Raw genomic sequence first — 16,101 nt, 5'->3', positions numbered from 1 at the left:
GTTTTGATGTTTATGTGAATCAGGCAATTCCTAAAAACAATTAACCTTGTATCCCTCGTTTAAACAATCGTTAAGATGAATAACGGACTACGCTGTATTTACGCAAGCCCTCGAAACACTTTTCACTGGGCTTGCGGTACATTTTAGCCTCTTGAGTTAAAATCAATCAGATCTAACCACAACACACTTCATACTTGTTCAGTAAACATTTGTCATAAAACCGCAACAAAGATCAGTAAGAATCGGCATTAATTTATCTGTGAATACCCTTCAAGGATTGACTATGCGAGTATCAAGTTTTTCACGACTGTCTGTTATTGCCATTAGTATTTTTGCCGTTATATTCGTTGCAACTATGTATCATGTTGGAACTTCTCTTACATCAAGTCGGGGCCAGTACGCTGAATATCATGCATTAAAAACGTTAACCACCGTTAAGTTTTATCGCACCATTGCAACCTATCTACAAACTGGTGATGCCAGCATGCTTAATGCCGCACAAGAGCAACTCAACGAAATAATTACACGATCAACAAGCTTGGATATTGGTAACTTAAGCCATAACATTACTGAAGAAGCGGGCAAACTTAATAAAAATATTGAAACAAAGTATCGTGCCATGGGTAAGTTAAGTGGTAACCCACTCGCTTTGCTTCGTAACAGCGAACAGAATATGGTAGCTATTACTCACTCGCTGATAAAATATGCCTCTGAAAGTGAGGCGCTAGACGAACAGCAGCGCATAAATTATTTAGTAACAGTGAGCAATATTGCTCGCGCATTAAACCATTTAATCAACACGCGTGAAAAGTTGTTCCTTAGCCAAAACATTAGCGATACCGGCTTTAAAAATGCTTTACAAGAATTAGCACAACGGCATCAACAATTAACAAATTATCCTTTATTGGCTATTTTCCTTGAAAGCGACGGTAATACTGATGAAGATGACTTTTTTTCCAATGACGATGACAAAGAAGACATCAGTGAAGAAGCGATTGATGAACTCAATTCACTCATTAATCGTTATCAAAGTGAGTTTGAAAACACCCTAAATTCACAGAATCAGCGCACCGCTGGCTTAGCACTACTCAAGAAAAATGTTACTGCATTAGAAGATATTATTCTTATCGCTGAAACAGAAATACTAAAAAAACAACAAGTGTTGGATCAGCAACTTTATCGAATAGTTATTGGTTTGCTATCCTTTTTAATCTGTTTCTTAGTCGCCAATTACTGGTTGCAACGCAGTGTTATTTTAAATCCGTTACGTAAATTACGAAATGGCTTTGTTCAACTTGTTGAACAAGGAAAGGTTGATAACATTACTGATATTTCGGCGGAAACTGAGCTTGGAGAAATATCGTCCAGTTTTAATAAAATGGTCAACAAACTTGCACAAGATGATAAAGCAAAAGCACAACAGCTTGATTTGGTCGCCAAAGCATTAACAACCATGGAAAGCCAAGTTAAAAACATTTATCAATCGTCAAATAGTACCAGCACGCATGTGCAAGGTGCTCGTGAAATTATGAATGCATTAGGCCAAGCGACTGAAACGGTAAACACGTTGTCCGAGCAGGTTGTAAACAACGCACAAGCGACTCAACAGGCAATGGAAACAAGTCAAAGCCGAGTTGCACAAGTGCTCGCCGCAAGCGACTCAACCAGCATCGCGGCACAACAAAGTAAAAGCGCAATAACCTCACTCTTTCAATCTGTTGATAGTGTTACCTCTATTGTTGACGTTATTAGTGCCATTGCCGACCAAACTAACCTACTGGCTTTAAACGCGGCAATTGAAGCCGCAAGAGCGGGTGAACACGGCAGAGGTTTTTCTGTCGTTGCCGATGAAGTCAGGCAACTAGCCGGTAAAACTCAAGATTCACTTAAACAGATATCACAACGCTTAGACCAACTGCAAAGTGCCAGTAATTCAATTGAAAAAACAATTATTGATATAGAAACAGCATCCCTCAATCAAAAAACAATTGCTGACCAATTACAAGAAACTGCGTTAGAAGTGACCGGACAGGCTAAAATATCCGCCACGGTCGCACAAGACTCTCTGACGCAAATAACGCTGCAACGCCAACATTTTATCGCTTTTGAGCAAGCGATGAGTAATGTTGATGAAGAAGTGAGCAACTCTCAAAAGCTTGCTAATATCATTTCAATTGATGTGAATAACCATGTTAGCGATATTGGCTTAACGCTCGATAAAAGCGCATAACACTTAATCATGCCGCTAATTAATTTAACCGTTTTTAACGATAAATAGATGCATGTCGGTGCGCTATATCCTAAAATGAAACAAGTAATGAGATTCATTTTAGGATAGTTTATGGCAAAGGCGCTTTGTAAGTGGAAAAAAAAAGACATAGAAAAAAGTCTTCACGAACTTGCTCGTATTGTTGATAAACCATGTTTTATTTGTAAAGACTGTGCGCGTTCTGCAAACAGCAAAGATTTTTTATGTAAAGCGATAATACTGCCTTTACCCCATCAACATAGTTAACGTTAAATGAGAAGAATTTTATGATTGAAGAAAATAAACCCATGCCTTCAGGCGAATTGTCACAGTTAAAAGACGGCAACATGATTACCCATAATACCGATGAGCTTTTTGCCAACAAAAAAGTGGTGCTATTTGCCGTTCCCGGTGCTTTCACCCCAACTTGTTCAGCCGCTCATTTACCCGGCTATGTGGTATCAGCGGATGAATTAAAAGCTAAAGGTGTCGATGCCATTATCTGTTTATCGGTAAATGATGCTTTTGTAATGAATGCTTGGGGCGAAGCACAAAATGCTGAAAATATTATGATGCTTGCTGATGGCGACGGCAGTTACACTAAAGCACTTGGTTTAAGTATGGAGACCGCAGGATTTGGTGGTTTACGTTCTCAGCGTTATGCTATGGTCATTGAAAACGGTACAGTAACGAATTTACATGTTGAAAAGCCTAAAGAATTTGAAGTAAGTACCGCTGAATCTATTCTAAAAACACTATAGATAAGATGTAATGAAAATGATTTGTGTTATTTATCATATTGTTTTTTATGACTTTTAAATCTTAAAAATCAAAAATGTTACACTTTATAGCTTGTGTCCCAGCCATAGAACAGGCAAAATTTACTGATATTTTTTAATGAGGTACCAACATGTTAAAACCTGAAATGGTCAAACAACTAAATAAACAGATCAACTTAGAGTTTTACTCTTCCAACTTGTACTTACAAATGAGTGCCTGGTGTGAAGAAAAAGGCTTTGAAGGTGCAGCAATATTTATGCGTAAACATGCGGCAGAAGAAATGGACCACATGACACGCTTATTTACTTATGTCAGTGAAACAGGGGCATTACCTATTATAGGTACCATAGATGCACCGCCACACGAATATAAGTCATTAGCTGACGTTTTCGAAAAAACTTATGAACATGAATGTTCAATTACCGAACGTATCAATTCTTTAGCGCATCAAGCCTTTACTAACCAAGACTATTCAACGTTTAATTTCTTGCAATGGTATGTAGCTGAGCAACATGAAGAGGAGACTTTGTTTAAAAGTGTCTTAGATAAAATTAACTTAGTAGGTCAAGACGGCCATGCTTTATTTTTTGTTGATAAAGATTTAGCCGAAATGGCTAAAGTAGGTACTACAAGTATCATGACGGGCGCACCCGTTTAGTCACAATCAATAATATACCGCATAAAAAAGGCTTCTATATGAAGCCTTTTTAAATAATAACCTCTCATTATTCGTTAAAAAACATATCCTTCACCACGAAAAGTTTTAATCCGTGATTTGTCAGTGTTCACCAATAACTTTTTCCTGATGGTTGAAATATGCATATTAATACTTCGATTAGACTCGACCAGGCTACGCTTAAATATATGCTCAGCGATACTTTCACGGGTAACTAGTTGAGGAAAATCACTCATCAGCAACCACAATAAATTAAATTCTAATCCGGTCAGTGTAACCAACTGGTTGCAGCAATAAACTTCTCGACTACCCGGAAAAATTTCTACATCGGCGATTATAATTTTATCAGATACCAACATTATATTGTTTGATCAAACAAACTCACTTTATAACCAGTAGGAGCAGTATCATCAACTTCAACAACCATAAATTGCTCTTTCGATTCTTCATCTAGGATGAGTTCAAAAGCATTTAAGATGATCTCACTGCTGTTGTCTTGAGCAACCACATAAACTTGGTAGGTATTATTTTTTAAATACACGAGTTCGCTGTTGGCAAAGCTAACGGCTGTTTTATAAAAAGCACTTTCAATGGTTTCATCACTTCGGACAAAATAAATAGTAAACGCACCAAATTCAGTACTGTCGACAAGATTAACCATTTTAATTTCATGATCATAAATACTCGTTCTACTACTATTGCTAACGACTAACGAATGCACATCTAGCTGTATCTCATCAATATTACCATCACCGTCTTCATCAACATCACCATCTCCATCGTCATCGACGGCCACTTCATCAATATAAAAGAAAGCGGTTTTATGGCTATTTTCTCCTAAAGAAAGTAAATGGTTTTTCAACAATACCTCATTTCCATCACCGACAACCAAATCGACACTGTAGTCTCCTTTAGCAAGTTCAATAGGCTGACTTAACACACCTAACGATAAGGCTTCAATTTCTGGAGAGTCGTCTATACCATTTAAATATAAGGAAAATTCACCTTGATAATCAGGTAGCAAGTCATGCTTACCAATCGCATTGTACGCATTAAGTTTTGCTTCTGAGTCGGTATTAATAAATGATTCTATGAGTGAATTAGACATTTTATCAAGCATATATGGTGAGCTTCCCACACCATCATTTTCACGTATTGCGATGATATATTGGCTACTGTATGAAAAGCTTATATCATTCGATTGAAACAAAACTTCAGTGCTTCCTGGTGTCGTGATATAAAAAATATAATCATCTTGGTCAAATTTTTGATTAACCGATAATTCTTGATAACTGTAGCTACCAATAAAGTTAGCTTCATTGAAGGTTTCATCGGCTTTAGATAAATAGACATCGATACCTTCGCTATCGTTATGCATGTTCAGCACTCTAAAATTGAAGCGATCGTAGGTATCATCATCTTCATCATCAATAATATCTATATCGTAAGTGGTCACTGAAGGCGCTAAAATATCTTCTCCGATAACAATCAATTGAATCGCATCATTGTTAATTTTTATACTATCGGTATAAACGACCGTTAAGTCGCTACTGTCTGTACTATCGCCATCTTGCCACGCCAGCTCATAGAAGTAAGAACCATTATCTACAATGTTTGCGTTTGATGCACTGCCATAAGGGACACCGTTATAAGTAAACTCAATGTCATCGTCACTGGTCGAAAAATCTTCATCTATCGTTAAATAGATCGCAGGAGAATTCTTTGTGGTGTTGTATAGCTTCACATAACCTTCTGCATTAGAGTCACTATCAGACCCACCGCAGGCTGAAAGACTTAATATTACCGTCGTTACCATTAAAAACTTTATTCTTTTAATGCAAAGTATGTACTTTTTAGTATTCATTGACTCACCTAACTCTTTATTGTTGTCTGCGCTTTATTAGCTGTTTAAATATTGCCAATGAAATTTTGGCAGTTTCAATGGCAATAGAGTCACGTGCTGCTGATTAGTTCTGACCTTTACACAATCTTTGCATTTCTTTATCTTGGCGGCTTTTTGTTTAAACAACATCTCGTGTAATAACACGACTATTCAAGATATAATGATTTATAAGAAATAAAGTAAACTTAAAATCATAGGAAAATGCTTTGCAAATTGACGTGTTAGTTATTGGTGCCGGTGCTGCAGGATTGATGTGTGCCGCAACAGCTGGTTATCGAGGCAAAAAAGTCGTTGTCGTCGATATGGGCAAGAAACCAGGCCGTAAAATACTGATCAGTGGTGGCGGACGCTGTAATTTCACTAATGAAAATGCCGGTGCTGAACACTATATTTGCCAAAATCCTCACTTCATAAAATCAGCATTAAGTCGTTATTCAGCACAAGACTTCATTGAACTTGTTGAACGCCATGGCGTAAATTATCATCATAAAACATTAGGGCAGTTATTTTGTGATGACAGTGCAAAAGATATTGTTGACGTTTTGATGACCGAATGTGATTGGGCAGGCGTTGAAGTTAAAATGCGTAATGAAGTACTTTCAGTCACTAAAACTGACAGTGGTTACCAAGTCCAAACAACAGAAGCGAGTTATAGCTGTAAATCATTAGTGGTCGCCTCTGGTGGTTTAACAATGCCAAAGCTTGTCGCAAGTCCTATTGGCTATAGGATAGCAGAACAGTTTGGCTTGAATGTATTACCAACAACAGCGGCATTAGTGCCTTTTACTTTACATGATCACGATAAAACCCGCTTTGATGGTTTATCTGGTATAAGTATATTTACCGAAGTAGCTAGTGACAGCGGCGAAACCTTTAAAGAAAATATTTTATTTACCCATCGAGGTTTGTCTGGCCCCGCCATTTTGCAAATATCCTCTTTTTGGCAAGCGGGTCAAGCAGTAACCATTAATTTGTTACCCGATCACAGCTTAAATGACATCATCGCTGAATGGCGCCAGCATCAAGCGCAAAAATCGCTTAAAAATTTGCTCGCGACCTTACTACCAAAAAGGTTCATTGAGTGCTTAGTTGAAAGCAAAGACATTCCTGACAAAGCGGTTAACCAACTCAACCATGCAGAAATTCAAGCCATTCATGCTTTTATTCACCAATGGCAAATCAAGCCTAATGGCACTGAAGGTTATCGAACAGCGGAAGTTACACTTGGCGGTGTTGATACCGACGAATTATCTTCAAAATCTTTTGCCGCCAAAAAGAGCGATGATTTGTATTTTATTGGTGAAGTGATTGACGTTACGGGTTGGTTGGGTGGTTATAATTTTCAAGCGTGCTGGGCTCAAGGAGTGGCGACCGGCTTGGCAGTAGTGTAATAAATAATAGTATCTTAGTCTGCGCTATTCGAGTTGTTATTCTCACGTCTACTGACTCGACTAAGAACTACGCCCTATAAAGCACTACTCATCAGTAGATATGCAGATTTTTGTTAACTCCCTTCTTAACAAATCTGGTTACGACCATTACATTTCGCTTGGTATAAGTGTTTATCTGCATTATTCATTATTTGGTCAATCGATTTGATCTCATTTGAATTTTCTACCACACCCACTGATACTGTGATCTTTAATGATTGATTTTCAAAAGGAATAATAAGGGTTTCTATTGATGCTCTTATTCGTTCGGCAATGATACTGGCATTATTTTTGTCGGTATTAGGCAATAATATGGCAAATTCTTCCCCACCCACCCTAGCAAAAGTATCATAGCTTCTGAGGTGCGTCTGAACATTGTCTGCAAAACCCTTTAAAAATGCATCACCGGCAGCATGACCAAATTTATCATTAATATGCTTGAACTTATCTAAGTCCAAAAACATTATTGAAAATATTTTGTTTTTCCTGCTACTTCGATTGAACTCGGCCTCAGCTTTTTCATAGAAATAACGGCGATTATAAATACCGGTAAGAGAGTCGGTAGTAGCAAGCTTTTGAAATTGTTCAGACATAAGCTGTAACGCTCTCGCGTTTGCCTTTTTTTCTGTAATATCTGTGATGTACATATAAAGGTAATCATTGTGAACAATCTGTTCGATAACGAGAAACCACTTACCTTCTTGGGTATCGACTTCAAACGCTCGATAAGGACAACTTCTTCTCTTCGCTGAGGCATGAGATAACCAAGCTTCTAAAGTTGTAAATTCAATATTAATCCCTTTTGAATTATTGAAGCAGTCTGCACTTAGCTCAGAAAAGCTTTTGTTAAGCGCCTCTTTAGCAGACATACCAAATAATCGACCAATAGCATCATTACAATAAATGAGACGATCATCTCTATTGAAAATTCCTACTCCATCTTTAGTTAATGCTAAAGACTCAATGATTATCTTCTCAATTGAAATATCCATCATTTACTTATCCCATAACAAAGATACCGCTAACGTATCTTAGATAACTCCCAAAGTGCTGTTAACTTATCGACAAATAATTTATCGCCTGCATTTGTCGAAGCAACAAACAGTTTAAAATTAGTGTCATCAAGACGAGTAACCGTCACTATGGTATTTTCATCTGTTGCTTTGCCATAAGTAACACTGATGTCTTTAATCTCATGAAATTGGACTTTTTCAAGCTGGAAACCATCATTGTCATCTTGCCAATAAGAGAAAACTTCTTTATCGGTAAAGCCATTTCCGTCATCACGAATAGTTAGAAAAGCATCACTATAAAAATAATGGATCGTTTCATCGGCAGCAACAACATTCTGTCGATAAAGATATTTCATGTCGTGTTGCATAATTTCATTTTGCGAAATAACCGAATCACTTGGCAAAAAAGGCGTTTCTTGGGCGACGGTTAAACTCAGCAGTGGTAAACATAATATAATCGCAACAATGCTGTGTATATTCCATCTTGAATTGTACTGAATGGCCTCACTGTTTCGATCGTTAATACTATTAATGTATTTTACAAAAGGAATGAAGAGTAAAGGTAATAGCATTATCAATACATTCAAAACCTTTTGCTCTGTATAGTTACCCACTAATGAGAGTATTAAATATACCAATGCAAAAATTACCGCTATAAAAGGCAGCATCACTTTGTTTTTATCAAAACGTTCAATACTGTCATTTTTTAATGCTAAAAATAGTGGATAGAACCAAATGATAGAAAAGAAACCTCGTACGATTGGCATGATATCGCTTTGCTGTTTTTGCTTAATAACCTGCCAATTTCGATACATCCAATAGGTACTATAAAGTCCAAAGGTAAAAAATGACAGGGTAATAAATTTAACTAATGCTACAGGAAAAAAATGACTATTAGCAAATACCGGTCGTTTATTAGACTCGATTCGCCAGCTAACAAGAATAGCAACCAAGCCGATAGCATAAGTCCACATTGCGATAAGCATCCAACTCGCTAAAGGGCTTTCTTCATCGTCAACGTCAACCGTACTGGTTGTCTGTTTCGCATATTTAGTAATGCCATAGTAAGCTTTACTTCTTAACGTTTTTCTTGCAGCAAGATAACTTTCCACTTCATTTGCCGGAATATGATCAGTCTTAGAGCGGTATTCAAAGGTTAAGTTTAAGATATTATCGGTAAAGGAAACATCGCGTTTAAAAAAGAAAAAGTCGTTGTCTTCAACGAAGCTTTCATCATCAAATTCCCAGTTTTGTTCTTCGAATTCTAAGGTGATTTTATTAATAATATTATTTGGGTAAGCGAACCACAGCGGTGCTACTCTTGCGACTTGCTTGGGCTTATAAACAGCATTTCTGATATCCGTAGGATAGAAGCTTCTTTCATAATCAACCTCTCCTTTTTTCCAAAATTCGTTAATCGTGTAGCTTTCGGCTAATTTCAACACGCCTGTTGAATAATCTGTTGTAATATCAACGGCGGAAGTGGCTGTTAATTTAGGATAGGTACTTTGATAAAAGGTTTCATAGTCTGTGGAAAGTTTCTTTTTACCCGCTTGTTCAATTTGACTGTGCTTAGTTTGCGCGGTATCACCTAAATATTCACTGACAATATAATAGGGCACTGCTTGCTCTACATTTTCGCCAATAACATAACGGTCTTCAACATGAGTATAAGAATTTGACTGACTATTAGCCATTGATGTTAATGCTGTTTCTCCCGATTTAACTACCAAGGCAAATCCATAATCCGGTTGAAAAAGATACGCTAAACGCCCTTCTTGATAACTTAACGTCGGATCTAACCAAATACGTTTACCATTAAATTCTAAGGTAACAATAACGTGATCAAACAAATTAACCGCAGGGAGTTGTTCAACAAGAAATTTAGTTTCTTCGGTATTAACTAAGGCGGGATATGCATCAATGCCCAATGCCTTCAACAGCGTAATAAACAATAAGGCTTTGTCTTTACAGTCGCCATATTTCAACGCTAAGGTTTCATGGGCCGGTGTCGGTAAATGGGAATTAACCCCCATTTCTAAGCCAACATAGCGTATATTGTCTTGCGTATATTTTAATGCTGCTGCAATTTGCTCTGCTTGGCTTTTATTTTTTTGCTGAAGCTCATTAGCAATTTCAATAATCGTTTTATGTTGTTCACTCGGTTGATATAAGGTTTCAGCCCAGACAGCAACATCGCCCCAGTTTTTACTTTCACTAAATGATACTAAGCCATAAGGTTCATACCAACCCGGCACTTCGCTTGCTGATGACAGTGTTTCAGCGTTATGCATATGCACTTGGTATTCGGTGTACTCACCCAGCTTTTTTTCTGTAATTGGCACTGACACATTGCGCGTGCTGGAAAATAAAGGCTTACTTTTCCCCCAAAGCACTCGAACAAATTGATCTCGTACTGGCACACTCCAACTCAGTGTTCGGCTATAAGCAAAAATACCTTTATAAACCGGGTTGTCGCCATAACGCGTAAAACTATAATCAAGGGTGTCACCCTCTTGAATATCGTCAATAAGGATATTGAGTGTTAAGGAGCCATTGTAAATTTGATTTTCTAATTCGGTTTCTCGGTTTAATAATGAAATCTTTGCACTCGACAATTTGTCAATACGTTGCCCATCTCGAATAACGAACAAGGTATTGAGTACCAGCTTTCGGTAAGTAGGGTCAAAATCGAGATTTATTTGCGAGATATAATCAACACCAGCTTGGTTTACAACTGTTTGAACATAGCGAGAATACCAAGCACTTTGTTGTTTTTCAGATAATTTCCTTTGTGAATCCAGTAATTGATAAAATACACCATCGGTTATTTCGTCTACGGGAATGTCTTTTGTTAGTGTGATATCACGAAACTCAACCCAAGTAGGGGCTGCTTCAATATAAATGTCATCATATTTTTCGCCGTGCGTTAAGCCGCTCAGTAAGAGTAATAAGGCACTAACGATAAATATTTTTATTGGGGGTAAAGAATTGAAAATACGCAAAAAAAATCCTTTTTGTTTTTATTATCTAGCTAGTTTGCCTTTAATGAGGTCAATAAAGCAACATTTTTAACAACATTAGCCATGCGAATCAAAAAACTCCACTACCCATAAAAGTAAAGTCAGCTTAGGTTTTTCTTGCTATGCTTGTCGAGCTACACTGTCGCCCTACAATTCAAGCGTAAATAATCTATGACTATAAATATAGAGACCAGCAACTGCCCTCTTTGCCAACAAAAAAATCGTTGTGATGTCAATTCACCTCAGCAATGTTGGTGCACTTTAGAAAAAGTGCCCAAAGCCTTAATTCAACAAGTTCCTGATAAAGCCAAGGGTAAAAGTTGTATCTGCCAAGCATGTATTAGAAAATTTAATTTAATTGAAAAAGATAACTTCACCGCACTTTAACGAAATTCTCAACTCGCTAATCTTTTAAATATTTAGCACTGCAAGCACTTAATCAACAGAGAAAAAAACACTTTCCCTATTTACTGTAAATGTTACTACTGAGTGTTTTCTCTTTATGTCCTAATACCAAGGAAAAGCAATGTTAGCTGATGCACAAAAAATAGCGGTAACATTAACTGAAACTCGTCGCCCGTGGAGCGCTAGTGCAACGTTAGGGTTAACCTTACTGTTTTTTATCCTCTACTTTATTATTTCGATTACTGTTCTTGCTATAGCCGCAGGCATAGAAGTCGCCGCACCAGCAATGAGTATAGATCGCGTCCTAACCGCTGGAGTAAAAATAAGTCAAAGATTAGCACTCGATGGTGACTTTAATGCGATTAACTATCTGATCACGGCTTTATGTTTAACCCCCTTGATCTTTTATTGCGCAGCAAGAAGAAAGCTAACAACAGCTGCGGCCTATTTAGGTTTTAACAAATGGCCAAATAAAGCCAACTTCATTAATTATAATCTTGCCCTAATAGGTTATTTTATCTTTTCTTACTTTGCCTCAGATGCCTTAGGTATAAAAACGCCACAAAGTATGATAAATATTTATAACACTACTGATTATCTATTCTTGCTCTTTATTGCCGTCGTGATAGCCGCCCCATTTTTTGAAGAACTTATTTTTAGGGGCTTTATCTTTAAAGGATTAGCAAGCTCGCCTTTAGGTGTTATTGTTACGATTATTATAACCAGTGTGTTATTTACTTTAATTCATGCGGGCCAGTACGATATAAACATACTCGTGGTATTATTTCCTTTAGCCATGATTTTAGGTGTATCACGCTATAGTAGCGGTGGTATTTACCTACCGATTTACCTGCACTTTATAAATAATTTATACTCCAGTGTAACTATGTATTTATTCATGAACTAGCTAGATAGCGATAACATTAACCCTAGTGAGATTAATTCATTTCATTATTAACGATGAGCGTAGCAATGAACGAACTTTATCCAGAAATCACACCTTTTGATCATTTTTTATTACCCGTTGGTGACCAACATAAACTCTATGTAGAACAATGTGGTAATCCAAAAGGACAAGCCGTTGTTTTTATTCATGGTGGACCAGGAGCCGGGAGTTCAGCCAATGACCGACGTTTCTTTGATCCTGAGAAATATCTCATTATATTATTTGACCAACGTGGCTGTGGTCGTTCGTTGCCTTTTGGTAGTTTAGATAATAATAATACTCAGTTATTAGTTGCCGATATTGAGAAAATTCGTCTAAAGCTAAAGATTAAAAAATGGCATGCTTTTGGTGGTTCTTGGGGATCAACACTGGCTTTAGTCTATGCACAAACTCACCCTGAATCAGTGATCAGCTTAGTATTACGCGGTATTTTTTTAGGGCGTGCCGAGGATACTCGATGGGCATTTGAAGGCGGAGGTGGTACTCGAATTTTTCCTGATTATTGGCAAGAGTATCTTGATGCTCTGCCTAATGGTGAAATTCAGACCGGTGTTAAAACAGCCTACGACATTATGACAGGTGACGATAAAATAGCCGCAGAGCGAGTTGCACAAGCATGGGCTAAATGGGAGATCCGTTGTTGCACGCTAAAGCCTAACGAAGAGTTTGTTGCTGCACTCACCGGCGATGATTCTTCTTGGACTCTCTCTCGTCATGAGGCTCATTATATGGTGCATGGCTGCTTTTTATCGGAAAATCAGATACTAAAAAATTGTCATAAGATTGAAAATATTCCTATGGTTATTGTTCATGGCCGTTACGATATTGTCTGCCCTTTTGACAATGCTTGGCTCTTACATCAACAACTGCCAAATTCTACATTGTTCAGTACAATTGCTGGCCATGCTTCAATTGAACCTGAAACAAGAGATCAGTTAATTAATGCCACCAATAAAATGCTAACGCTATAATATTGTTTATTATGAGCTTTTTTTTAATGATATGGCTTGCTTACTTTCATTATTGTTAAAAGTACTACTGTAAAAAATAGTAATAATTCTCTACACTAAGCCAATAATTATACAATATAAAACGCTTAGGATTAAAAAATGAGAATTGCCCCCACAGTTCTTTTAGCATTAATAGTGGCTTTTTCAAGTCACTCATTACCTGTTAAAGACAACGTTACACATTATAAAGTGACTTTCGAAAACGCGGTTCATCATGAAGCGCGAATTTCGGTAACCTTTCCAGACATTGAAAGCCAAGTTTTGACCGTTCAAATGAGCCGCACCTCTCCAGGGCGCTATGCTTTACATGAATTTGCTAAAAACGTTTATAACGTGACTGCTGTAAACAGTATGGGCGAGCCCTTAGAAATTACGCGACCTAACCCTTATCAGTGGGCAATCGACAATCACGATGGTGAGGTAACCGTAACGTACACCTTATTTGGTGACCGCGCTGATGGTACTTATGCTCAAATAGACAGAACACATGCTCACTTGAATATTCCTGCTACGTTTATGTGGGCATCAAACCATGAGAAGCGTCCTATCAAAGTAACATTTGAACCTTTTAGTTCAACATGGAAAGTGGCCACTCAGCTACAAAAAACCCAAGATAAATATACCTTCACTGCCCCCAACTTAGCCTATTTTATGGACAGCCCAACAGAGCTTAGTGACCACCAAGTAAAAAGCTGGACTGTTCACTCAAGTGGCAAAGATTACCAAATTAACTTAGCTGTGCATCACAATGGTCTAGAGGAAGATTTAGTTGAATTTACCCGTCAAGCTAAAGCTGTAGTTGCTGAACAAATTAAAGTTTATGGCGAATTACCTGCTTTTGATTACGGAGAATACACTTTTATTGCCTGTTATTTACCCCACGTCAATCGCGATGGCATGGAGCATAGAAACTCAACAATTCTCACTAATACTCAATCATTAGATGAAGGGAATTTTTCACAATTAGGCACCTTATCACATGAGTTCTTTCATGCTTGGAATGTTGAACGCATAAGACCTAAAGCATTAGAACCTTTTAACTTCAGTGCTCATAACATGACAACAAACTTATGGTTCGCCGAAGGTTTTACTTCTTACTATGACAAATTAATGATCCGCAGAGCGCAAGAGTCTACGGTTGATGAATACTTAAAAGCTGTTACCAAGACGGTTAATCAGGTTGAGCAAGTACCTGGTCGAAAATTTTTCACCCCTGAAGGTGCGAGTATGCTGGCAACGTTTACCGATGCGGGTACTGCTATTGATAAAACTAATTTTAGTAATACCTTTTTCAGCTATTACAGCTATGGCAGTGCCATGGCATTAGCACTAGATTTATCTATTCGCCAGCAATTTCCAGGAAAATCACTTGATGATTTTATGAGAAAAATGTGGACAGATTTTGGTAAACCAGAAATTCCTTACACCCGTGAAGATTTGCGCCATACCTTAGGGACTTTATTAAATAATGATACCTTTGCTAAGCAGTTCTTTGAGCAATATATTTATGGACAAGTAAAACCTGATTACGCATCACTATTAACTCATGCTGGCTTAAAAATAGTTAGTGCTCACCCAGGTGATGCTTTTTTAGGTCAGGTTAAATTTAATTTTAGTGGCGAAGCTGCCATTATTGAGAAACCAATAAAAATTGGCTCTCCTCTTTATCAAGCAGGTCTTGAACGTACTGACCAAATAGTTAAAGTAGGTCGAAGAACTATAGGTAACGACAGTCAATGGACAAGTGCATTAGAGCAATTTAAACCGGGTGAAAGTACAACGATTGAATACATTCAACGTGGCGAAAAACTATCAACCACGATTACCTTTATTGAAAATCCAGAAGTGAAAGTAATAGCCCTAGATGATGAAGAGATAAGTGAATCACAAAAAGCATTTTTATTGGCATGGCTTGGCGCAGATAAACCAGAAGAAAATAGCGATAAAAATAAATAGAGTCCTGACTCCTAACCTGTAAAAGTTATGCGAGAAGTAAAGTTAACCTAACCATTAACTTTACTTCTTTCAATTGCTTATTGTAAGTTTACATTTTAATCACTTTTATATTACATTTATTACAAATGATAATTATTACCAATAAAGGCTTTATTTTTATGGTGATTCAGTTGTAATATATCGGCTATAATTTGTTGTTATGCTAAGAGCTAGTTTCTTTTTAGCGTATTTTATAGGACTTGTTTGTGTCATATTGCCAAGAAAAAATCGAAGAGTTTACTCATCCCATAATTCATTTATTAGGCGAGCAATTAACATGGCGCTGGGAAGACAGATTTTCCGCTATGCTGTCTGAATTCTCTCGTGATAAAAAAGATAAAACGCTAGACGCACTTCGCCAACAATTTCAACATGAATGGAATAAAAAAACGGCAAAAAAAGCACCACAAGAAATTAAAGAATACTTAGGTCCCTTAATTAAACTTAACAAAGATCAACTTATTTTAGCTCGACCTGCCACAGATTCAACACCAGCGATTATAGCGTTATGGTGGCCTTGGGGACACGGAGGCACGTATTCATTGCGTTTAGCCGTATTAGATTCACCTTACGAATACGATGAGTCTGCGCAAAGTGATGGAAAGCTCCTTAGCCGCATAAAGAATATGTTTTCTTAATGAACATCGACAATAAATACGATATTGCAGTCTC

General features: G+C 37.4%; 14 protein-coding genes. 10 read left to right on the top strand and 4 right to left on the bottom strand.

Annotated features, from left to right (window positions below):
• Positions 1-283 precede the first annotated feature (283 nt).
• The 4 genes from H4J69_RS01530 (at position 284) to ftnA (ending at position 3,686) form a co-directional block, all read left to right on the top strand.
• The gene (locus H4J69_RS01530; protein ID WP_182244548.1) at positions 284-2,230 is read left to right on the top strand and encodes a methyl-accepting chemotaxis protein; all 1,947 of its coding nucleotides are present in this window, start codon (positions 284-286) and stop codon (positions 2,228-2,230) included.
• Between the two features lie 111 nt (positions 2,231-2,341).
• A complete protein-coding gene (locus H4J69_RS01525; RefSeq protein WP_182215318.1) occupies positions 2,342-2,515 on the top strand; it encodes a hypothetical protein in 174 nt (57 codons plus the stop codon).
• A gap of 20 nt (positions 2,516-2,535) precedes the next feature.
• Positions 2,536-3,009, top strand: coding sequence for a peroxiredoxin (locus tag H4J69_RS01520; RefSeq protein ID WP_182242010.1), 474 nt, complete (start codon positions 2,536-2,538; stop codon positions 3,007-3,009).
• Positions 3,010-3,158: 149 nt separating this feature from the next.
• Positions 3,159-3,686: a non-heme ferritin gene (ftnA, locus tag H4J69_RS01515; RefSeq protein WP_182215314.1), complete on the top strand. Its 528-nt coding sequence runs from the start codon at positions 3,159-3,161 to the stop codon at positions 3,684-3,686.
• Between the two features lie 74 nt (positions 3,687-3,760).
• On the opposite strand, the gene H4J69_RS01510 is transcribed toward ftnA, so the two are convergent.
• Both H4J69_RS01510 and H4J69_RS01505 read right to left on the bottom strand, forming a co-directional pair.
• Positions 3,761-4,063 (bottom strand): winged helix-turn-helix domain-containing protein, encoded by a 303-nt coding sequence (locus H4J69_RS01510; protein WP_182215312.1) that lies wholly within the window; start codon positions 4,061-4,063, stop codon positions 3,761-3,763.
• Positions 4,063-5,568 carry a hypothetical protein gene (locus H4J69_RS01505; protein WP_182244547.1) on the bottom strand — a complete coding sequence of 502 codons (1,506 nt, stop codon included), beginning with the start codon at positions 5,566-5,568 and terminating at the stop codon, positions 4,063-4,065. The genes H4J69_RS01510 and H4J69_RS01505 overlap by 1 nt, the downstream gene beginning before the upstream one ends.
• A gap of 245 nt (positions 5,569-5,813) precedes the next feature.
• Between H4J69_RS01505 and H4J69_RS01500 the strand changes: the two genes are divergently transcribed.
• Positions 5,814-6,998 (top strand): NAD(P)/FAD-dependent oxidoreductase, encoded by a 1,185-nt coding sequence (locus H4J69_RS01500; protein WP_259367692.1) that lies wholly within the window; start codon positions 5,814-5,816, stop codon positions 6,996-6,998.
• 125 nt (positions 6,999-7,123) lie between these two features.
• Here the strand turns inward: H4J69_RS01500 and H4J69_RS01495 are convergent, their stop codons facing one another.
• Together H4J69_RS01495 and H4J69_RS01490 are read right to left on the bottom strand one after the other, a co-directional pair.
• Positions 7,124-8,032, bottom strand: coding sequence for a diguanylate cyclase (locus tag H4J69_RS01495; protein ID WP_182244546.1), 909 nt, complete (start codon positions 8,030-8,032; stop codon positions 7,124-7,126).
• Positions 8,033-8,058: 26 nt separating this feature from the next.
• On the bottom strand, positions 8,059-11,055 hold the full coding sequence (locus tag H4J69_RS01490) for a DUF3857 domain-containing protein (protein ID WP_182244545.1): 2,997 nt from the start codon (positions 11,053-11,055) through the stop codon (positions 8,059-8,061).
• Positions 11,056-11,244: 189 nt separating this feature from the next.
• On the opposite strand from H4J69_RS01490, the gene H4J69_RS01485 reads away from it, so the two are divergent.
• The 5 genes from H4J69_RS01485 to H4J69_RS01465 all read left to right on the top strand — a co-directional run bounded on the left by H4J69_RS01485 (position 11,245) and on the right by H4J69_RS01465 (position 16,067).
• Positions 11,245-11,460, top strand: coding sequence for a cysteine-rich CWC family protein (locus H4J69_RS01485; protein ID WP_182244544.1), 216 nt, complete (start codon positions 11,245-11,247; stop codon positions 11,458-11,460).
• 139 nt (positions 11,461-11,599) lie between these two features.
• Positions 11,600-12,385, top strand: coding sequence for a CPBP family intramembrane glutamic endopeptidase (locus H4J69_RS01480; protein WP_182244543.1), 786 nt, complete (start codon positions 11,600-11,602; stop codon positions 12,383-12,385).
• Positions 12,386-12,450: 65 nt separating this feature from the next.
• A complete protein-coding gene (gene pip / locus H4J69_RS01475; protein WP_182244542.1) occupies positions 12,451-13,395 on the top strand; it encodes a prolyl aminopeptidase in 945 nt (314 codons plus the stop codon).
• Positions 13,396-13,533: 138 nt separating this feature from the next.
• Positions 13,534-15,390: a M61 family metallopeptidase gene (locus tag H4J69_RS01470; RefSeq protein ID WP_182244541.1), complete on the top strand. Its 1,857-nt coding sequence runs from the start codon at positions 13,534-13,536 to the stop codon at positions 15,388-15,390.
• A 245-nt stretch (positions 15,391-15,635) separates the two neighbouring features.
• On the top strand, positions 15,636-16,067 hold the full coding sequence (locus H4J69_RS01465) for a hypothetical protein (protein WP_182215298.1): 432 nt from the start codon (positions 15,636-15,638) through the stop codon (positions 16,065-16,067).
• Positions 16,068-16,101 lie beyond the last annotated feature (34 nt).

This window comes from Colwellia sp. BRX10-9, assembly GCF_014077405.1.
Lineage (GTDB): Bacteria > Pseudomonadota > Gammaproteobacteria > Enterobacterales > Alteromonadaceae > Colwellia_A.
The sequence above is the reverse complement of the archived record's forward strand: the minus strand, read 5'-3'. Positions and strand labels throughout refer to the sequence as shown.